16 protein-coding genes are annotated in these 19215 nt (G+C 64.4%); 4 read left to right on the top strand and 12 right to left on the bottom strand.

The window, feature by feature from the left end:
- Positions 1–59: 59 nt before the first annotated feature.
- From E5679_RS12030 to E5679_RS21265, 3 genes are all read right to left on the bottom strand, one after another.
- On the bottom strand, positions 60–1235 hold the full coding sequence (locus E5679_RS12030) for a S53 family peptidase (protein WP_138416147.1): 1176 nt from the start codon (positions 1233–1235) through the stop codon (positions 60–62).
- A gap of 183 nt (positions 1236–1418) precedes the next feature.
- Positions 1419–2975: a polysaccharide deacetylase family protein gene (locus E5679_RS12035; RefSeq protein WP_420821071.1), complete on the bottom strand. Its 1557-nt coding sequence runs from the start codon at positions 2973–2975 to the stop codon at positions 1419–1421.
- Positions 2893–3180, bottom strand: a complete 288-nt coding sequence (locus E5679_RS21265; RefSeq protein WP_249336097.1) for an LGFP repeat-containing protein — start codon at positions 3178–3180, stop codon at positions 2893–2895. Before E5679_RS21265 ends, E5679_RS12035 begins: the two co-directional genes overlap by 83 nt.
- Before the next feature lie 166 nt (positions 3181–3346).
- On the opposite strand from E5679_RS21265, the gene E5679_RS12040 reads away from it, so the two are divergent.
- The 3 genes from E5679_RS12040 to E5679_RS12050 are packed head-to-tail and all read left to right on the top strand — an operon-like array spanning position 3347 to position 5421.
- A complete protein-coding gene (locus tag E5679_RS12040) occupies positions 3347–4822 on the top strand; it encodes an FAD-dependent monooxygenase (protein WP_249336098.1) in 1476 nt (491 codons plus the stop codon).
- 24 nt (positions 4823–4846) lie between these two features.
- On the top strand, positions 4847–5053 hold the full coding sequence (locus tag E5679_RS12045; RefSeq protein ID WP_138416151.1) for a hypothetical protein: 207 nt from the start codon (positions 4847–4849) through the stop codon (positions 5051–5053).
- Positions 5050–5421, top strand: a complete 372-nt coding sequence (locus E5679_RS12050; RefSeq protein WP_138416153.1) for a type II toxin-antitoxin system death-on-curing family toxin — start codon at positions 5050–5052, stop codon at positions 5419–5421. The genes E5679_RS12045 and E5679_RS12050 overlap by 4 nt, the downstream gene beginning before the upstream one ends.
- Positions 5422–5560: 139 nt before the next feature.
- On the opposite strand, the gene E5679_RS12055 is transcribed toward E5679_RS12050, so the two are convergent.
- The 9 genes from E5679_RS12055 to E5679_RS12095 form a co-directional block, all read right to left on the bottom strand.
- Complete coding sequence (locus E5679_RS12055; protein WP_138416155.1) at positions 5561–6655, bottom strand: Gfo/Idh/MocA family protein; 1095 nt, start codon at positions 6653–6655, stop codon at positions 5561–5563.
- The gene (locus tag E5679_RS12060; RefSeq protein ID WP_138416157.1) at positions 6652–7440 is read right to left on the bottom strand and encodes a ThuA domain-containing protein; all 789 of its coding nucleotides are present in this window, start codon (positions 7438–7440) and stop codon (positions 6652–6654) included. The genes E5679_RS12055 and E5679_RS12060 overlap by 4 nt, the downstream gene beginning before the upstream one ends.
- 11 nt (positions 7441–7451) lie before the next feature.
- Positions 7452–8264 carry a carbohydrate ABC transporter permease gene (locus E5679_RS12065; protein ID WP_138416159.1) on the bottom strand — a complete coding sequence of 271 codons (813 nt, stop codon included), beginning with the start codon at positions 8262–8264 and terminating at the stop codon, positions 7452–7454.
- A gap of 13 nt (positions 8265–8277) precedes the next feature.
- Complete coding sequence (locus E5679_RS12070) at positions 8278–9237, bottom strand: carbohydrate ABC transporter permease (RefSeq protein WP_138416162.1); 960 nt, start codon at positions 9235–9237, stop codon at positions 8278–8280.
- 1 nt (position 9238) lies between these two features.
- Positions 9239–10471 (bottom strand): sugar ABC transporter substrate-binding protein, encoded by a 1233-nt coding sequence (locus E5679_RS12075; protein WP_138416165.1) that lies wholly within the window; start codon positions 10469–10471, stop codon positions 9239–9241.
- An 81-nt stretch (positions 10472–10552) separates the two neighbouring features.
- Positions 10553–11575: a LacI family DNA-binding transcriptional regulator gene (locus E5679_RS12080; protein ID WP_138416167.1), complete on the bottom strand. Its 1023-nt coding sequence runs from the start codon at positions 11573–11575 to the stop codon at positions 10553–10555.
- A gap of 413 nt (positions 11576–11988) precedes the next feature.
- Positions 11989–14937, bottom strand: a complete 2949-nt coding sequence (locus tag E5679_RS12085) for a Z1 domain-containing protein (RefSeq protein ID WP_138416169.1) — start codon at positions 14935–14937, stop codon at positions 11989–11991.
- A 6-nt stretch (positions 14938–14943) separates the two neighbouring features.
- Positions 14944–15927, bottom strand: coding sequence for a PD-(D/E)XK motif protein (locus E5679_RS12090; RefSeq protein WP_212746944.1), 984 nt, complete (start codon positions 15925–15927; stop codon positions 14944–14946).
- Positions 15924–17444 (bottom strand): ATP-binding protein, encoded by a 1521-nt coding sequence (locus tag E5679_RS12095; RefSeq protein WP_138416171.1) that lies wholly within the window; start codon positions 17442–17444, stop codon positions 15924–15926. Before E5679_RS12095 ends, E5679_RS12090 begins: the two co-directional genes overlap by 4 nt.
- 524 nt (positions 17445–17968) lie before the next feature.
- Here E5679_RS12095 and E5679_RS12100 point away from each other — a divergent pair.
- On the top strand, positions 17969–19081 hold the full coding sequence (locus E5679_RS12100; protein ID WP_138416173.1) for a DNA cytosine methyltransferase: 1113 nt from the start codon (positions 17969–17971) through the stop codon (positions 19079–19081).
- Positions 19082–19215: the final 134 nt, after the last annotated feature.

The following is a 19215-nucleotide window of genomic DNA, read 5'->3' on the forward strand; positions in this document are numbered from 1 at the left end:
TCCAAAAGCGTTACGCCCTAACCGGCGGTTAGGGCGTAACGCTTTTTCCTTGAGGGCGATCAGAACCCGGCGACGCCGTTCGGGGTGCCGAGGCCGGTCGGCCCGTCCCAACCGGTACGCGCCGTGCACCACTGGATGGTCGTGCAGGAGCCATTGGAACCCGAGCTCACGTCGAACAGCGAGCCCGCGTGGGCGTACGGGATGCTGTTCGCATAGACGCCGTTGGCGGAGGAGCCCGTGTTGCCCGAGAGGGCGTAGACCGAGGCGATGATCGGGGACGCCTCGCTGGTCCCGCCGAACTGTCCCCACGTGGAGCTCTTGCTCGACGTCGGGTAGACCACTGCGAGTCCGCCGTTGGATGGGTCGGAGGCAGCTGCGACGTCGTTCATCGCCCGCTTCGAGCAGCCCGTGCTGAACCCGGCCGCCGCCGTCAGGGGCGCGTTGTAGGAGGAGCAGCCCGATCCCGTGCCGGACCAGACCGATTCAGCCCAACCGCGGGTCGTGCCCGGGGCCAGATTGAGACTCGTGCCTCCGACGGCCGTCACGTACGACGATGACGCCGGGTAGGAACCGCCCTGGTAGCCCGAGTCGCCGGCGCTCGCGGTGACGGCGATCCCCGGGAAGCTGTAGTACTTCCCGTAGGTGGCGTCGGAGGCGTCCGACCCGCCGTAGCTGTTCGAGATGGCGACGACGCCGGGCAGCTTGGCGGCAGTCTGGACGGCGGTGCCGAGGTTGGCAAAGGACGGCGTTGCCGCTTGGACGACCACGATCTTGCAGTCCGGGCACGTTGCTGAAACGGCGTCGACGTCGAGCGCCTGCTCCTGCGCCCAGCCGAGATCGAACCTCGGCAGGCGACTGCCGCCGTTCTGGTCAACGATCGTGAGGCACCCATTGGCAGTGGTGCAGGCAGGGAGGCCGAACTGGCTGCGGTAGGTGCCGAGGTCGCGCTCGAGGTTCGGGTACCCGTAGGCGTCGACGATCGCGACCGTTCGCCCGCCCGAGGCGGTGCCGCCGAGGTTGTACGCGGAGCGCAGCTGGGCCGGGGTGAGGGCACTTCCCGGCGGCGTCGCGGTGTTGGTGATGACCTTCCCGGCCGCGTCGGTGGCCTGCCGCGCAGCGCAGGCCGCTTCACCGGGCGCCGGGGTCGAGCACACCTTGATCGAGTGGTCGGCGCCCTTGGTGACCGGAGGCGCCGCACTCGCGGAGGTGGCGCCGGTGACCAGCGCCGCTGCCATGAGCAGGCCCGCCGCGGTGGCAGACAGTAGCTTCCTGATGAGGAACGCCCCCTTCGGGTCTTGGCTTCCGCTGGCAGACCGCCAGCTCCACAAAGAGGCTAAGGGCGCGGATCCCTGAGATCGTGGATTCGCGGAGAAACTTAGGCGAATCCTTGCTTTTGCCGGAGCCTGAAGCCTGAACCCCTAGCCCAGGACCGCGTTCAGTGTGACGAAGCCATAGCCAGCAGAGCGGAGCTGGGAGATGACCTCGGGGAGGGCATCGGCGTCGAGCGTGGAACCGTCGTCGGGATTCGAGCCGAGGTGCATGAGCACGATCTCGCCGGGCTGCGCCGAAGCCATGACCCGCTGGACCACGAAGCTCGGGCCGCGTGTGCCATTCATGGTGCCCTGCCAGCCCAAGGTGTCTACCGTCCAACGGATGGCCGCGTAGCCGGCGGCATTGACGTCGGCGATGGTGCGGGAGTCGCGGGCGCCGAAGGGGAAGCGGAAGAACGGGAGCGGGTCGGCGCCCGCCGCTTCGATCGTCCTCTGCGCGTTGCTGATCTCGGCGGCGATCTGCGCATCGCTCAGGGTGGTGAAATCGGGGTGAGTCATCGAATGGTTGCCGATCCGATGCCCGGCGTTGTAGATCAGTGCGGGGTCGGAGGGGAACTGGTTGACCCAGTCTCCCGTGAGAAAGAATGTGCCCGGCACGCCGTTCGATGCGAGGGTGTTGAGGATCGACCGGAGGGCGGCGTCGTTGGCGCCGGCGTCGAAGGTTAGCGCGACGATCTTCTGGGTCGTCGGAATACGCTCGAGATCAACGCCCAAGAGCGAGGACGGGATCGTGGTGTAGATGACTTCGGTTCTCCCGCTGGCCGCGTGCCACAGGATCGAACCGTGCTGGAAGTCGCTGCGGCGGCCGCCGGTGATGCCGTACTCGTCGCTGACCGGATAGCCGAGCCGGCCGGTCTCCCAGCCGAGGGAGGCCCACGTCGCGCGGATCCCGCCGACCACGGCGTGAGCGCCCGTTGCTGGACTCCAGTAGATCGACGAACCGCCGCTCGTGCCGCTGAAGTGGTTGTATCGTCCTATCCCGTCGGCGGTTGGATTCTCATCGGTGACGGGGAAGGCGAGAACCCCCGCGGCCCCGCCGAGCGCCAGGTAGTCGCCCCGGATCGCCCCGTGCACCTCGTGCGCTCCCGTTCCGGGGCTCCAGTAGACCGAGCCGTTGGCGAAGTCATTGACACGGCCCGCCCCACCAGCCGCGGCCATCTCATCGGTCAACGGGAACCCAAAGAAACCGCCCGGCCCGCCGAGCTCCAGATAATGGCCCCGGATCGCCCCGTGCACCTCATGGGCCCCCGTGCCCGGGCTCCAGTAGACCGAGCCGTTGGCGAAGTCGTTGGAACGCCCCGCCCCACCAGCCGCGGCCATCTCATCCGTCAAGGGGAACCCGAAGAAACCGCCCGGCCCGCCAAGGTCCAGATAATGGCCCCGGATCGCCCCGTGCACCTCGTGGGCCCCGGTGACAGGGCTCCAATAGATCGAGCCGTTGGCGAAGTCGTTGGAACGCCCCGCCCCACCAGCCGCGGCCATCTCATCCGTCAAGGGGAACCCGAAGAAACCGCCCGGCCCGCCGAGCTCTAAATAGTGGCCCCGGATCGCCCCGTGCACCTCATGGGCCCCGGTGGCACTGGACCAGTAGATCGAGCCCCCCCTGAAAGTCCTGACCGCGGCCGCCCGCGATCGCGTATTCAGAGCCGATCGGCGCGCCCAAGAAGGAGTTGGTGCCGCCCAGTTGTTGGTAGTGCTCGTCGATCGGGTCTGCGGTCTGCATCGGAACCAGATTGGCGACGGTCGCGGAGACTCCGACCGGGGCTGCTGCGAGAGCCTTGCCCCCGACGCCACCTGTGAGCGCCAGAATCAGGACCAACCCGAGGACAGGGAGTGGAGACCGTCGCATGGTGACCCCTTGGAGCGGCCCAGACTGATCCGGGCTTTGGCATCGACAGTAAGGTCTGCGAGCCCCGACCGCGTGAGGCTTTGGTCCCGCCGCTCCTTCCATTTTCACCGTACCCCGCGCCCGGGGGCTTGCGGCAAGGCCCCGAGGGTGCCGGAGAATCGGCGGCGTGAATGCGGACATGGCGGGGCATCAGGTGGTCGTTGTCGGGGCGGGCCCAACGGGGCTCATGCTGGCGGGGGAATTGGCGCTGGCCGGGATCGACGTCGCGATCCTTGAGCGGCGCGAGAATCAGGACCTCGTCGGCCAGCGGGCTCTCGGCTTCCTATCGCGCACGATCGAGGTCTTCGATCAGCGCGGGATCGCGGACCGGTTCCTGGAGCAGGGAAAAATCGGGCAGGTCGGTGGCTTCGCCTGGACCCCTCTGGACATCAGCGACTTCCCGACGCGGCACAACTACGGGCTCGGGCTCGCGCAGCAGCACATCGAGCGGATTCTCGCCGGCTGGGTGGACGAACTCGGCGTCCCGGTCTACCGGGGGCGCGAGGTGACGGGCTTCGCGGAGGACGCGACCGGCGTCGTCGTCAATCTTGCGGACGGCGCGACGGTAAGCGCGCAGTACCTTGTGGCGTGCGACGGCGGGCGCAGCCGCATCCGAAAAGCCGCCGGCATTGAGTTCGCGGGCTGGGATGCGACGACGAGCAGCCTGATCGCCGAGGTCGAGATGGACGAGGAGCCCGAGTGGGGCCTGCGCCGTCAGGGCTTCGGCCTGCACGGCCTGTCGAAGGTGGAGGGCACTGAGTCAGTCCGCTGCATGGTCACGGAGGAGCACCCCGGGCGGACGGACGAGCCGACCCTGGAGGACCTGAGCAAGGCCCTCATCGCGGTGTACGGCACTGACTTCGGGCTGCGCAGCGCGGCGTGGATCTCGAGGTTCTCGGACACCACCCGTCAGGCCGCCTCGTACCGCAAGGGACGCGTGCTCCTCGCCGGCGACGCCGCGCATATCCACTCCCCCATGGGCGGCCAGGGCTTGGGCGTCGGCGTGCAGGACGCGGTGAACCTCGGCTGGAAGCTCGCCCAGGTGGTGAAGGGGACGTCGCCCGACAGCCTGCTGGACAGCTATCACGCCGAGCGACATCCGGTCGGGGCGCGGGTGCTGCACAACACCATGGCGCAAGTGGCCCTCAGCCGCACGGACGAGCGCACGGACGCCCTGCGGGACATCGTGACCGAGCTGCTCGGCATGGACGAGCCACGCAAGCGGATTGCCGGAATGATGTCCGGCCTCGACATCCATTACGACCTCGGCGAGGGCCACCCTTTGCTCGGGCGTCGCATGCCCGACCTCGACCTTGCGACCGTAGATGGCCCGATGCGGGTGTTCTCGCTCCTCCACGGGGCACGGCCGGTGCTCCTCAATCTCAGTAAGCCCGGCCGGTTCGATATACGCCCGTGGGCCAGCCGGGTCCAACTCGTGGATGCCGAGGTCGAAGGCCGGTGGGAGCTTCCGGTTCTCGGCCGGGTTCCCGCTCCGGACGCGGTGCTGATCCGGCCAGACGGTTACGTCGCGTGGGTAGGAGAAGCGTCCCAGAGCGGGTTGCGCGAGGCGCTCACCACCTGGTTCGGCCAAGCCTTGAATTAGGTACCAATCCGGTACAATTGATCCATGGCGCTCAACATCCGCATCCCTGAGGCTCTCGACCGCAAGCTCGAAGCCGTCGCAGCAGCCGAACATGTTTCCAAGAGCGCGCTCCTGCTGCAAGGCGCCCAACTCGTTGTTGAACGGCACGAGCACCGAAGCCAGGTCGAGGAGGGACTCGCGTTCGTTCTGTCGCACGACGCGGAACTCCTCGAGCGCCTCGCCGACGCGTGACCTCGTTCGTTGACCTTGACGATGCTCTGCTGATCATCGAGCGCCTCGGATTCCACGTCCGGGACGTCGGTCTCCTTGCATCTGCTCTTGCCAGACCGGCGACTACGGTCGGTGGCCGCGACGCTTATCCGAAACTGACATTTAAAGCCGCAGCATTGCTTGAATCCCTCACGAAAAATCATGCACTCCCCGATGGCAACAAGAGAACCGCGTGGACGGTAATGGCGGTGTTCCTCTGGCTCAATGGATACAAGCATGACTTCACCACCGATGTTGGGTTCAATCTCGTTCTCGGCGTTGCGGATGGAAGCATTCCTCTGAACGAGAGCGAACAGATCATCGCAGCTCACCTCAAGCCGCGCGTCTGAGCCTCCGATTCCTTCAAGGTGACCGGCGCCTCACCTCATCGGTCGGCGGGCCAGCGGGGGCGTAGCGACTAATCCTTCCGAGAATGTCCCGCTCTAGATCTCTGTTTGAGCGGGACATTCCCGAAAGCAGCTTGGGGCGCTAACGGCCCAGCGCCGCCCGCACGGACGGCCACGACTTGAGGACCCGCAGCACGTCCTCGTTGGTCTCGTGCGCGAGGGCGGTCTCGTAGGACGTGTTGAGGACGTCGTCGAGCGCCACGCGCCGGCCGAGCGACGCGCTCTGCACGGCGGCTTCGACCATGGCGAGGCTCATGACGTTGGCGTGCACCTCGCCCATGGGCGTTGCGCCGGTCCGAACCGCGGCGACGAATTCCCGCAGCGATCCCGCGATCGTCTCGCCGGGATCATCGAACGAGCGGACGACGGCGGCCTCGGCTTGGTTGGGCAGATCCGCCGTCGGCTCGTGGTCACCGTCCCACAGAACGGTCCCCCTCTCCCCTGAGACCCGCCACGACCCATTCCACGACGTCTCTGCGCCCGGGCTGCACCAGCTCCCGTTGAACACGAACCGCGCGCCGCCGGCCATCTCGAACGTCGCCGTCGCGGCCGCGTTACCCGCGTACCAGCTCCAGGCAGGGTTGAACTCCTCGCACAGCACCGAGACGGGGTCCGCGTCCAGCAGGAAGCGGGCCATGTCGAACTGGTGGATGGCCATGTCGAGCAGCAGGGGGCTCGCCATCTCCTCGCGGAACCCGCCGAAGTGCGGCGCCTTGAAGAAGTCCACGGACAGGACGCCGACGCGCCCCAGCGCCGACGCCTGCGCCTTCGCCGCGAACAGGTGCTTGTTGTACCGGCGGGACTGGCTCACCATGAACAGCTTCCCGGTCAGCTCGGCGCACGCCGCAAGCGAGAGCCCCTCCGCAACCGTCGACGCGACCGGCTTCTCCCCGAGCACCGGGAATCCGGCGAGGAGCGCCGCCGTCGTCACCGGGTGGTGGGCGGCGGGGATGGTGACGTTGACGATCGCCTCAGCGCCGACAGCGCGCGCGAGGTCGACGGCGTCGGGGCCCACGGGCAGGTCAGACCGCCCGAGCTCCGCGGCGGCTGCCTCGGCGGCAGGGACGGCGAGGTCGGCAATCCCGGCGAGTTCGACGTCGTCGTTCGCTTCAACGTTGCGCAGCCACGCGCGGCCCATCGAGCCGGCCCCGACAACAACCACCCGCAGCGCGCTCATCGGCGAGCCTCGGCGATCTCGGGAGCGGCGTGCGAATAGTCGACGCCCTTGAAGAACTCGCCCGTCTCGTACCGGAGCAGAGTGGGGTACGCGCGCTCCGGAAGGTCGGAGACCGCCCACTCGACGCCGTTCGCGATGACGCGCCGGACGTCAGGGTGGTGGTAGACGGGGTAGTCCTGGTCGCCGGGGCTGAAGAAGAAGATCTTGCCGTGGCCGCGGCGGAAGGTGCAGCCCGAACGGAACACCTCTCCCCCGGTGAAGGAGCTGATGAAGACGAGTTCGTCGGGTGCGGGAATGTCGAAGAATTCGCCGTACATTTCCTGCGCGGGGATCTCGATGGGGTGCGGGATGCCCTGAGCGATCGGGTGCGTCGGGTTCACGGTCCACACGAGTTCGCGGTCCTGCTCGCTGCGCCACCGCAGGGTGCACGTTGTGCCCATGAGCTTCTGGAAGATCTTCGACCAGTGGCCCGAGTGCAGCACGATCAACCCCATGCCGGAGAGGACGTGGCGGTGGACGCGCTCGACGACGTCGTCGCTCACCTCGCGGTGGGCCATGTGGCCCCACCAGGTCAGGACGTCGGTCTCGGCGAGGACTTCCTCGGTGAGGCCGTGCTCGGGCTCGTCGAGGGTCGCGGTCCGGATGACGGCCCGCTCGCCGAGGTTCTCGCGGATTCCGTCCGCGATCGTGTTGTGCATTCCGTCGGGGTAGATCGCGGCGACGTTTTCATCCCGCAATTCGTGGCGGTATTCGCCCCAGACGGTGACGCGAATGGGTTGAGTCATGGATTTTCTCCTTATTTGACGGCGCCGGTCGCAGTGCCGGCGGCGACGAATTTCTGGGCCACCAGCAAGAGGACGACGGCGGGCAGCGAGGCGAGCACGGCCGTCGCCATCACGGCGCTCCAGTCGGTGACGTACGAGCCGATGTATTGGTAGAGGCCCAGGGTGACGGGCCGGACTGCGTCGGTGGTGGTGAGGGTGAGGGCGAACAGGAAGTCGCTCCACGCGAAGAGGAACGTGAACAGGCCCGCCGTGATGAGCGCGTTGCGGCTCACGGGGAGCACGATCGACCAGAACACCCGCGGATGCCCCGCCCCGTCCACCCGAGCGGCCTCGATGATCGAGGTGGGCATCGAGCTCATGAACGCCCGGATGATCAGGATCGCGAATGGAATCCCGTGGGAAGAATCCGCGAGGATGAGCCCGCCGATCGAATTGAGCAGACCCAGATCGTTGTAGGCGGTGTAGAGCGCATTCGCGACGACAATCCCCGGAATCATCTGGCTGATCAGGATCCCGAACAGCACGATATTCGTGCCTCGGACCTTGAAGTGGCTCAGCGCGTAGGCCGCAGGGGCCGCGATCGCGAGGCTGAACACGACGCTCCCGATGGCCACCACGAGCGAGGTGCCGAGGTTCCGGCCCTGCTGCGCTAGAGCGGTGCCGTACCCGGAGAAGTCGGGCTTGAGGGGGAACCAGGTGGCCTCGATGGTGGTGCCGTTGGGTTGGAGCGACGCGTTCACCATCCAGTAGACGGGGAACAGCATGATCGCGAGGAACAGAATTCCCAGGGCGGAATTGTGGATTCCCGTTTTGGTGAGATTCATGACGCGCTTCCTCTCAATCTTCCACGCCCCGCCGGCTCGCCCGCAGATACACGACGGCGAACACGAGCGAAATGAGCACGAGGATATTGCCGAGCGCCGAGCCCTCCCCGAAGCGGAATTCCGCAAAGGACAGCGCGTATGATTCGGTCGCGATGGTCTGGCTCGAGTTGGCCGGCCCTCCCCCGGTGAGGGCGAGGATGATGTCGAGGACCTTGAGCGTGTAGACCACGCCGAGGACCAGTACCACGCTCACGACCGGTCGCAGCATCGGCCACGTGACGTGGCGGAAGGCGCGCCAGCCGGTCGCGCCGTCGAGCGCCGCCGCCTCGTAGAGCTCGTCCGGGATGTCCTGGAGGCCGCCGTACAGGATGGTGACGTTGAACGGGATGCCCACCCAGATGTTCACGCCGACCACCGCGACGAGCGCGAGCGACGTGCTCGTCAGCCACGGCACCCCGGTCGGGACGACGTGCAGTGCGACGAGGAACTGGTTCAGGGCCCCGGAATCCTTGTCGAGGATCCACTTCCACACGGCACCGGACGCGATGAGCGGCAGGAGCCACGGGAGCAGGAGCAGCGAGCGCAGCACCCCGCTGAGCGGGAACCGCTTCCGGAAGAACACCGCGAGCGCCAGCCCGATCACGAACTGCCCCGCGATCGAGCCCGCCGTGAACAACGCGGTGTTGGTCAGCGCCGTCGAGAAGATCGAGGAGCGGAGGACCTTCGCGTAGTTCTCGAACCCGACCCACGGCGCCTCGCCCGTGTAGAAGGTCGCGGTGCCGTAGTCCTGGAAGCTCATCACGAGGTTCTTCACCACGGGGTAGCCGAAGAACAGCGCGAGGTACACGGCCGCGGGGAGCAGGAAGCCCCACTGGTACAGGGTCTCCCGGCGTAGCTTCCGCCGGCGTCGCGGAGCAGGCTCAGCCGACGCGGGAGGCCGCGTCCGCACCCGGCTGGTTGTCGCCGTCGTCATCTCATTGGCCGTTCTGCGCCTGCTGCAGCGCGTCGGACGGCGAGGCCTTGCCAGTCAGCGCGGTCTGGATGGCGGTGTAGATCTTGGTCGCGGCCTTGGGCCAGTCGGCGCCGAGCTCGCCGGTGCGGGCGCGGGCGGACTTGATCAGGTTGGTGAAGACGGCGAGCTTGGGGTTCTCGGCGGAGAACTGGGCGGCGAGGGTCGTCTTGGAGGGGACGGTGTTGCGCTGCTTGGCCAGGGAGAGCTGCGTCTGGTCGGTGTTCATGCACGAGACGATCTCGGCGGCCTTGGCCTGCTTCGCCTTGTTGCCGGTCTGCGGGACGGTCCACGTCTCGCCGCCGAGCGGCGCAACTTCGGTCTGCCCGGCCGTCTTCACCGGGAGTTGCACGATGCCGTAGTTGAGGCCCTGGACCTTGTCCAGGGGCGGGATCTGCCATGGGCCGTTGACCATCATCGCGGCCTTGCCGGCCACAAACTGGTCCTTGACGTCGGCCTGCTTCCAGTTCAGGACGCCTGAGGACGCCGAGCCCGACTTCACGAGGTCGGTCCAGAGCTGGAGGGCCTCGGCCGTCTGAGGGGTGGCGATGTTCTTCTCGTCGCCGCCGTTGCTCCACATGAACGGCAGGAACTGCCACGAGCCCTCGTAGGTGGCGTTGGCGTCGAACGCGATGCCGTACTGGCCGCCCGAGGTGAGCTTCGCCGCGGCGGCCTTGAGCTCGTCCCACGTGGTGGGCGGCTGGACGCCGGCCTTGGCGAGGAGGTCCTTGTTGTAGAAGAGGGCGATCGTGTTGACCGTCGGGGCCAAGCCGTAAACCTTGCCGTTGTACGTGCCGGCTTGGAGCACGCCGTCCGCGAAGCCGTCGGTGGGGATCTTGAAATCGCTCAGCGGGGCGAGGGCACCGGTCGACGCGATCTGCTGGAGGTCGGGGTTGTCGAGCATGAGGACGTCCGGGAGGGTCTTCGACGACGCCTGCTGGAGGACCTTCTGGATGAGGGAAGCGCCGGTGATGGTCTGGCGGTCGATCGTGACGCCCGCCTTCTGGGCGCACTGGTTCAGGGCGTCGCCGATCACCGTCTTGTCCGGCTCGTTCGTGTAGTAGTCGAGCACGGAGAGGGTCTTCACGTCCCCATTCGACGACGCGCTCGTGCTGTTGCCGCAGCCGGTCAGGACCGCCGGGAGCGCGATCGCCGCAAGCGCGAGGCCAGCGCGGACGGTAAGGGAGTTTCGCTTCATTGGGGCTCCTTGTCGATTTGTCGATACGTATCGACGATGCGCATCGATTGGTGCTGTTTCCTTGGTTGTGGTGGGTGGCTGTCAGCGCTTGGGGCGCGGACGAATAGTGCTCTTCCGGTGCTTGAAGACGGGACGGATGAGCTCCAGGGCCTCGGGAGGCCTGGACGCGGGATCGGTGAGGTCACGGACGATCATGTGAACGGCCCGGCGCGAGACCTCGTCGGGCTCGAAGCCGATGGTGGTCAGCGGGATCCGCTGCCGCTCGGCGAGGCCGTCCGAGCAATTGGCGACGACGGAAACATCGCGCCCCGGGACGAGGCCCAGGTTGGCGAGGGCTTCGACGAGGAGATCCGCATTGGCGGCTTCGGGGGCGATGAAGGCCGGAATGCCCTTCGTCCGTTCGAGTGCCTTGGCCACCGCTTTCTCCATCCCGGCGATGGTCACCCGTCCCGGGGCGTGGAGGACCTTGACGCCGACGGCGGCGCTCGCCTTGTCGACGCCGCGGTGGAACCGCTTGACGTAGTTCACGTGCCGCCGGATGACCTCGTCCTGCCAGTCCACGAGCGTCACCGTCTCGTGGCCGAGCTTCGCGAGCTCCTCGACGCACATCTGGCCGGCGAGCTCGAAGTCTGCGTCGATGCACTCGAGGCCCTCGTGCTTCTCGGGGATGCCGATGAGCACGCTCGGGACGGGGAGGTTGCGGATGACTGGGACGCGGGCGTCGTCGCCCTCGACCTGCATGATGATGAGTCCGTCGACCAACTGCTGGCCGACCACACGCTCGAGGCCCTGGGGGCCTTCGTCGTCGGTGACGAGGAGGATGTCATAGTCGCTCTGCCTCGCTGTGGCTGCGATGACGGAGATGAACTCCATGATCGAGCCCCTGTGAAGGTCGAAAACGAACGGGATCGCGAGCCCGATGACCTGGCTCCGCCGGCTGGCAAGGGCCCTCGCACCGGCGTTCGGCTGGAACGCGAGCTGCGCCATGGCGTCCTCGACGCGCTTGCGGGTCTTCTCGGAGATCGGCCGACGGCCGCTCATCACGTAGGAGACGGTGCTCTGGGAGACGCCCGCGAGACGGGCCACGTCTTTGCTGGTCGGCATCGGTCACCTCCTCGTGCTCGTCGAACCGCATCGTCGATGCGTATCGAGGATGAGTATGGCATAGGTCACAGCGGAGGGCAAGGGTGAGCTTCAAACCAGCAAATGCACAATCGTTCGCCCTAGTCACAAGTTGGAATTTCCATACGGCCGACAGCACGACGAGTTGCCCCTAGTTGCTGCCGTCGACAAGATAAGAGATCAAGGGCGAAGGACAGAATTATGCCGTCATCCCCCTTAACGCCTCTGCTCAAAGAAGTCACGAAGAGGCGCTTGTCCGGCCTCAGCGAATCGCGAAGAGCCATGGGTGGCCTCGGGCGCATGCCGTTCACCTAAAGGGGTTTAGGCCGGGGCGGTTGACGGGCAGCGGTGCCACCGTCGCAGAGGGCGATGGAGCTGGTCAACGCTAGCCCGAGCTATTGAGCAGGCTGATCCACTACCACCTCATCTGGTTTGGCAGAGTTGATTACGGTCCACTGGATGAGGTTGCTCCGGGGTACCGCCTTTGCAGGCACGGCAATGGAGATGAGTCCAGCGAGTTCCCCGCGATCGACCGGCTTCGTCGCGTCGTCTGGATCTCGGTCGGGAACCACGGAGATAAGGACAACGCCACGCGTCGACGATTCGCCGAGCGGAGCGACTGGCTGGCCGAGAGCGATGGGCCTTGCGGCAGCCCGGTGTTTGCGGTCGGACCCGACGAAGTCGATGCGCCCTGCCCGCCGCTTCCTTTTGACGATTGAGATCTCGCCACCGAGCTCCGCAAGGTAGAACTGGCGTCCTTCCATGTTCGGCCAGGTCCACACAACGGCCCAGTCCGTAATCTTCTTGTCATCCGTCGCCTTCTTAATGAACCCTCGGAACGCCTTGATGTTGGCCTCATACTCGGGATGCCAGGCGAGCTTGCCAAACAGCTGAAGAAATTCGTCGGCGCCGATAAGGCCGACCCGTGCTCGCTGCTGCAACCCCGACTTGCCGTCGAGCTCGTAGGGAAGCATGACCTCAGTTTTGGCATGCGTGAGGAGTGGCACGACAACATCGTCGAAGTTCTTGCGGTTCTTCTCGCTGCCGCGTTCTGGCAGCCCGTAGAGGTCTTGGATGTCCGTCGGGGCCTTATTGGCAATGACGGCATTCCACATCTTGTTGCGAGCCGTTGGCTTGAGCCACGGGAGGTGCTGGCTGACGAGGGGCGGAATCTGCCGCGGCTCGAGCAAGGGCATGCCGTTCTCGTCGAAGCCAGCGTACTGACTGAGCTCATCACGGAAGGCCTCCTCGTCCATGAGCAACGCCTCGAAGGCCTCAAAAAGATCGACTTGGGCATCGCGCCGAATGTAGAGCCGAACGAGGTCCTGGTACCCCGGCCTGAAGCCGAACCAGCGGCCAGCCTGCATCAGCGTGTCGGCTTGGCCAGCCTTCCGCCGGAAGTAGGAAATTGTGAGCCCCTCGACGGTGAACCCTCGGCTCAACTGCGTTCCGCCGATCAGAATGCGCCAGACCTTGTCCGCCTCGAAGTCGAGCTTCTTCTGCTGGGCCTGGATCTCCTTGTCGGAGTTCACGATGAGTAGCGGGTCCCCGTCGATTGTGATCTCTGCGAGTGCTACTCCGATGAATGGCTTGAGCTCGTCGAACGAAGTTGGGATTGGAGCACCGCTGGCGGCCCGCGCTTTCATGACCGGCAGAAAATCATTGTCATAGAGCTTCTGAAGACGAGCAAAGCCTTCGGACGAGGTGAACTGCGTCTTGCTCCAGAGGGAGCGGACATCGGCGGCGGTGTCCGCGTGCTCGTCCTTCTTAACCGACTCATGCACCAGCATGGTGTGATGCCGGTAGGTGATGTCCGAGTTAGCCTCGCGGTACTTTTTGATGGCACCTGACAGGACCCATGCGTCGAGTGCTTCCCGGAGCTCTTCGATTCGACGATCCGGATCATTGCCCACATCGCCGACGAGGGGCCGGATGTGGGCCAGCTCGTTCGAGTTGGCGACAGTCTTCTCCTCGTCATCCCAGCGCTTGCCGACGTCGTGGAACTCCTGGACCCCCATGTAGCCTGGCGGTCGGTGCAGCGAGAGGACGAAGTCCGCCGGGAATAGATCGCGCTCATCGTCGGGATCGACGAATACGTTTGCGAACGGCGTCGCCGTGTACCCGACGTACTGGGCCCGTGGGCAGATCTCGAGGATCTCGGTGATGAGCTGGTTAATCGTCGTCCGCTTGCGATTCTCGGTTGAGCCCTTCTTCCACTTCGCGGGGTTGGTGGTGTCCACCGAGGCCTGATCGGACTCGTCGTCGATGATCAGGACGGGCAACTCGGCGAGATCGTTCTTGAGCGGCTTCAAGTCCTGGATCAGCTTCTTCAGCGGCGCGGGATTCTTCTTGATGACCGCGACGTATGCGCCCGAGTGGAAGAGATTCTCTTCGTCATTGAGCGGCTTTTGCTTGTTCTTTCGCGCAAACTTGAGTTTGGTCATTGCCTGGGGAAGACGCTTATAGTCGCTGCGGTGGCTTGTCACGCGAGCGATCTCGACTACACCAGGCAGCGTGAGCGCGTCACCGTGCTTGACGAAGCGCTCTGCCTTCCATTCCTCGTCTTGCTGATAGTCGAGTTCCTTGGCCACCGCGGGATCGGTCGGATCCTGGCCCGCCAAGATGTTCTCGACACCCATGAGCTCCATGTCCATTCGACGCTGAGTCTGGGCGCGTAGGATCTCGATCGTCCCTGTAAGGACGATGATCAGTCGGTAGCCAGCGTCGATTGCCTTCGCTATGACGCCCGTGAAGTTTGCAGTCTTCCCGCTCTGCACGTAGCCCACGACTAAGCCCTTGGTCTGCTTGGCTTCAGGTCGTGTTGGGCGACTCAGACGCTCGATGACCTCCGTCGTCGTCCCATCGAGCGACGAGATAGACGAGGCTGGCCACTTCTTGACGTCGCGGAGGTAGGCCTCATAGTCGTCCCAGTAAACGCTGGTGCGTAAGTTCCGCTCGGCCGGATACCACGGTTCGAACACCTTCGAGATGACGACGGCGGGGATCTCGAAGACTTCAACCCGTGCCGTAAACGCGGCGGCCACTTCTGTGGAGAGGCTGAGGCCAGCATAGATTGCTGCGCGACGCTCCTTGGTTCGCGGCGCCGTGGCGAGGCCTTCGAGATCCTCGTCTTGGTTGTCCCACTTCGCCAGCGCCATCCGGGCTTGAGTCAAAGCCGGCTCGTTCTCGTCCGCCTCCCGGATGAACGCAGCGAGATCTTCTTCACTGACGTCCGTCCCCGCCAGCGCCGCAAGCAGGGGCCCCAGCGGCGTGGGTTGCTGGTTCTTCAGGGCGACGAAGACGTTGGTCAGGGCGTCTGCCCAGGCGGGGCGTTGTTCGGTCACGTTCGTTCAACTCTCTTTCGACTCTACGAATCCGGAGATGGGTTCGGGAAGTGGGTCAGGGTGCAGGTCCGTCAGGTCCACTCTGTAAGAGACTTCCGACACGAGTGCGAAGTTAGGGACGACTGGAGCCACAAGATCGGTGGTCATCGCAGGAAAGCCGTTCTTCACGTCGTAGGCGCGTGGCTGAGAACGAAGCGCCCAGAACGTCGGATACAGGTCCGCATCGTCGTCCTGCCAGCCGAAGCTCGCTAGCATCGCATCGGTCGCGACCCGATGTCCACCGGCGATCTTCCGGACGTGAGCGATAACCTGCGGAAGGGTTCGTCCCCCCTCTGGGGCAGTTCGAGTGAGCTGAATCGACAACACGCTGAGCGAAACACCCCGCAACGGCACGAGCTGGTTGAGCCCATGGATGATGTGGTGGCGACGCTCGCTGCTGGTCGTCTTCACCTCGATGTGAATCGAATCGAAAGTGAAGTCGTGCTCTTCTGACAACGGCCCCTGCCAAGCGACAGTCGCCGGTCCCGCGCCGATCTGATGCATGAGGAACTCCAGGAAAAGCAACTCCCCGATGAGCCCGACTTCCTTTTCAGGGGTCATCGCTCCACGGTTCGCAAACACGTTCCTGTGGCGAGCTATGCCCGCCGCAACAGCGGCCGCCAAGGGCATCTTCTCGATCTGGAGCTCATCGGCGATGGTGGCGAGCAATCCGTAGGCACCGTGCGCGCTGCCCTCAACTCTAACCGCGAGCTCGGCGAGTTCGTCATCGCCGGACGAAACCGCGCTGAAGCGGACGTTCCTAAGCTTGGCAACGTCAGGTTCAGGCGTTTCATACGGCGTCACGAGGGTGATAACGCTGTTCTTGGGGTCGAGTTGCAGACGGCAGGCCGGCTTACCCTTGATCGGAAGCACCATGGGTGCGCCGTTGTCCCACAACTCGTCGAGGGTGCTGAATGTCAGATGGCGCGCATCATCAGGGGAAATGGTCATTGCTTCGTTCCTTGCCCGCCACGCATATGGTCCTCGGCGGCCGCAGCCGTACCAAGGACACTTTTCCAAAGGGCGATTTCATCCTTGTCTCGCGACCCGAGGTGCTGACCTTCGAAGACGTGGTGGGTCAGCAGATAGATCAACGCCTTGAGCACCGGGGCGTCGTTCAAACTCCCGCCATCGGGCGCAAACAACCCGCGGTAGCGACTGTTGAGCCACAGGGTCTTGGCCGGGTAGTCGACGTCGAGGAACTCGCTAGCCAGCATGCGCTTCCACTTGACGTTGACTGGGTCCCCGTCAATGAAGGACAGCTCGGTGCCGATGCGCTTGCGGACAGCAGGGGCGATGCCCTTATCCGGTCGGATGACCGGTTTGCGCTCACGCTTCCGCCTGTTGGCGTCGGTGTAAATTGACTCTGCATCTTGAAGAAAGGTCAGAAAGGTCGTGCCGTCGATTGCCTCAGCCTTGTTGAGGGCATCGTGGAAGACCGGTTCGAACTTCAGGCCGCTCTTCTCGGGGTTCATCGTCACGAAGGGGCCGATTGCGCCGTTGTCCTCCAGCACCACTCTAGCGAGCTGACGCGCAGTGCTCGGCGTGGCCGTGTCGGACCAGCCGCCGATCTGAAGTAGGCGATCGTTCCGGTAGATGTAGAACCCTTGGAACTGATCGCCGCTCTTGGCTCCAATGCGGAATCCTGTGACGTCCGACTTCGCCGGCCAAATGTGGCACGTCAGCTTCACTCGAGTCTCGCCAACCTTCGCAACCAAGTCCTTGGGGTACTCGGGATGGCCCGATGTCTTGTATCCGAAGGGATCAATCGGCAAGATCGGAATACCAAGACCAGCCAGGGCGTCCCCGAGTTCGTCAATTAGTACGTCGATCTGGAGACGCTTGGCGGCGATAAGCCTGTGGAACGTGACGCCAAGATGCGATCTAAGCGCTTCGTTGCGCTTAGAGAGCCAACTTCGTGCCTCAGCTTGGTTGCGGCCTCGATACGCGTTGCGGACTTCCGTCCAGACGATTGATGTCCCCTCGGGCGAGCCCAGAACGACCTGCCGGTCGGCGGCATGCTCGGCGGCAACATCGGACGACAGCACTTCACACGTGAAGTCCTTCGAGAAGTCCGCGCGACGAATGCGGCGTCCGACCGGAGTTGCACCGTAGCGCGCGGACCACACGGTCAGGACATCGCTGTGGCCGAACGATGCCGCCTTCAAACCCATGCCGAAGTGGCCCAAGTCCTCTTCGGCGTATGTGCGCTGATGTCCGATAGTCATGGCTGCATTCGCGGCGCTGGCGTCCATGCCTCTGCCGTTGTCGAGTACCTCCACCTGGGCAAGACGGTCGTTCCGAGTCAGAAGCCTGATCGACACGCGCGATGCGCCAGCGTCAACACTGTTGTCCACCACATCGGCTATCGCTGACTCCAATGTATGGTTAGCACCGAGGCTCTTGACGAGACCCGCATCTGGAGCCAGTTTGATCCGGTCGACAACGTCGCTCGAACTCGCAATCATTCGACGCCTCTAAACTCGCTTGCCTTCAGCGGTAGCGACACCTCGATGAGCTTGCGCTTCAATCTGTTCCCTCGGCTCAGTCCGAATATGGAAACCCATCGGGCTCCACCAAATACGTATCACAGATACGTGGTAAAAGCTGCTAGGGCTAGCCTCCTGATCGAACCATCGCCTTAAGGCGATCGACGTAATCTGGCATCCGCACGAGTGATTCGGATCCTCAGACTCAAAGAACAGAGGCACCTCGACCTGAGCAGCGGTTCCGGGCCATCTCGGGGATGCCCCCACCTGACTGCGCGACATCGTTCGCTGGAGGCAACCCCAGCTCGGATGATTTCGATTAGTAGCCCGCGCAAGGGGGCTCTCCCCTGTGTTCGGCTGTGGCTGCATCCGTCCGTGCAGTCTCAAGCTGGTCTACTCAGCGTACGGGTCGCCACTACGTGGGTCTTAAATGGCACAATCTTGATGCGAGTTTCGAGCCGTAACGGCTGCTCGCAATACCCAGGCCTTATGGTTGAGGCACCATGAGCAAGACCCTAGGGCATCGAGCCCCCTACGAACGCACGCCCGCCTCGGACTCCATCCGCGTCCTCGACCTCTTCGCGGGCGCGGGCGGGCTAACGCAGGGACTCTATGCAGCATCGCCGCGTTTCGTGACCGAACAAGCAGTTGAGATCGATCTGGCGGCCGCTGCCAGCTTCGCGGCTACTTTCGGCCGGAAGAAGATCTTCGCAGGCTCTATCGAGCAGTGGCTTGAGCTAGGAGCGGTGCCGAAAGCCGACGTCGTAGTCGGCGGCCCACCCTGCCAGGGTTTCTCTCTGCTGGGGAAACGAGACCCCAGGGACCTGCGGAACCAGCTGTGGCAGGCGTACGCGGAGACAATTGTTCAGGCAAAGCCCACCTACTTCGTAGTGGAGAACGTCCCGGCCTTCAGCAAGTCCGAACAGCTTGCCGATTTCAAAGCAGCCACTGGACGCTATGGAATGTTGAGCGACTATGCCTTCGACTGGCATGTGCTCAACGCCGCCGATTACGGTGCTCCCCAGGCTCGCAAGCGAGCGATCTTGATTGGCCATCATCGCTCGGTCCCCTCCCCTGGGTTTCCCGCTCCTACTCATGTAGGTAGACACGTTTCAGTAAGAAGGGCGCTCGCCGCGGTCTCAAAAGATCCTACGGGGACCGTCCTCGCAGACCGCATGACGGAATTCAACGGGACGAGGTTGCGGGGCCCATACACCACTGCCGAATTGCATGTCGACCGTGAGTACCGCGAGATCTCTCTGCAACGCTTTCAAGCTATTCCTCCGGGCGGCAACCGATTTGATCTTCCCGAGGATCTCCTGGCTCCTTGCTGGGTCAGCCATAAGTCCGGATCGGGAGACGTGATGGGCCGTCTCCGCTGGGATAGCCCGTCTGTCACGATACGCACCGAATTCTTCAAGCCGGAAAAGGGACGGTACCTGCACCCCGAAGAGCACCGGGCGATCACGCCCCTCGAGGCGGCGCTCCTACAAGGTTTTCCTTTGGACCGGCTGTGGCTCGGCTCTAAGACGTCCATCGCTCGTCAAATCGGAAACGCTGTGCCTATCGAACTCGGCGCTGCCATCGGACGGCTTTTGGCAAAAAACCTCGCGTAGTCCGACCAACCTGATCCTCGGCCCAAGACGACGGGGACCACTGATACAACCGAATAACGATGAAAGTTGGCCACGGCGATCATCATCGCCGAGGCTATGAGGGGAGCTTCAATGTTGAACGCGGCGAAGTGGCA

Source organism: Sinomonas gamaensis (genome assembly GCF_005876955.1).
Lineage (GTDB): Bacteria > Actinomycetota > Actinomycetes > Actinomycetales > Micrococcaceae > Sinomonas > Sinomonas gamaensis.

What these genes read in the sequence shown, in the direction of transcription:
- E5679_RS21265 (WP_249336097.1), bottom strand. Translation starts at nt 3,180, where the DNA reads ATGCGACGGTCTCCACTCCCTGTCCTCGGGTTGGTCCTGATTCTGGCG.
- E5679_RS12045 (WP_138416151.1), top strand. Translation starts at nt 4,847, where the DNA reads ATGGCGCTCAACATCCGCATCCCTGAGGCTCTCGACCGCAAGCTCGAA.
- E5679_RS12095 (WP_138416171.1), bottom strand. Translation starts at nt 17,444, where the DNA reads ATGATTGCGAGTTCGAGCGACGTTGTCGACCGGATCAAACTGGCTCCA.
- E5679_RS12060 (WP_138416157.1), bottom strand. Translation starts at nt 7,440, where the DNA reads ATGACTCAACCCATTCGCGTCACCGTCTGGGGCGAATACCGCCACGAA.
- E5679_RS12065 (WP_138416159.1), bottom strand. Translation starts at nt 8,264, where the DNA reads ATGAATCTCACCAAAACGGGAATCCACAATTCCGCCCTGGGAATTCTG.
- E5679_RS12100 (WP_138416173.1), top strand. Translation starts at nt 17,969, where the DNA reads ATGAGCAAGACCCTAGGGCATCGAGCCCCCTACGAACGCACGCCCGCC.
- E5679_RS12090 (WP_212746944.1), bottom strand. Translation starts at nt 15,927, where the DNA reads ATGACCATTTCCCCTGATGATGCGCGCCATCTGACATTCAGCACCCTC.
- E5679_RS12030 (WP_138416147.1), bottom strand. Translation starts at nt 1,235, where the DNA reads ATGGCAGCGGCGCTGGTCACCGGCGCCACCTCCGCGAGTGCGGCGCCT.
- E5679_RS12070 (WP_138416162.1), bottom strand. Translation starts at nt 9,237, where the DNA reads ATGACGACGGCGACAACCAGCCGGGTGCGGACGCGGCCTCCCGCGTCG.
- E5679_RS12080 (WP_138416167.1), bottom strand. Translation starts at nt 11,575, where the DNA reads ATGCCGACCAGCAAAGACGTGGCCCGTCTCGCGGGCGTCTCCCAGAGC.
- E5679_RS12075 (WP_138416165.1), bottom strand. Translation starts at nt 10,471, where the DNA reads ATGAAGCGAAACTCCCTTACCGTCCGCGCTGGCCTCGCGCTTGCGGCG.
- E5679_RS12055 (WP_138416155.1), bottom strand. Translation starts at nt 6,655, where the DNA reads ATGAGCGCGCTGCGGGTGGTTGTTGTCGGGGCCGGCTCGATGGGCCGC.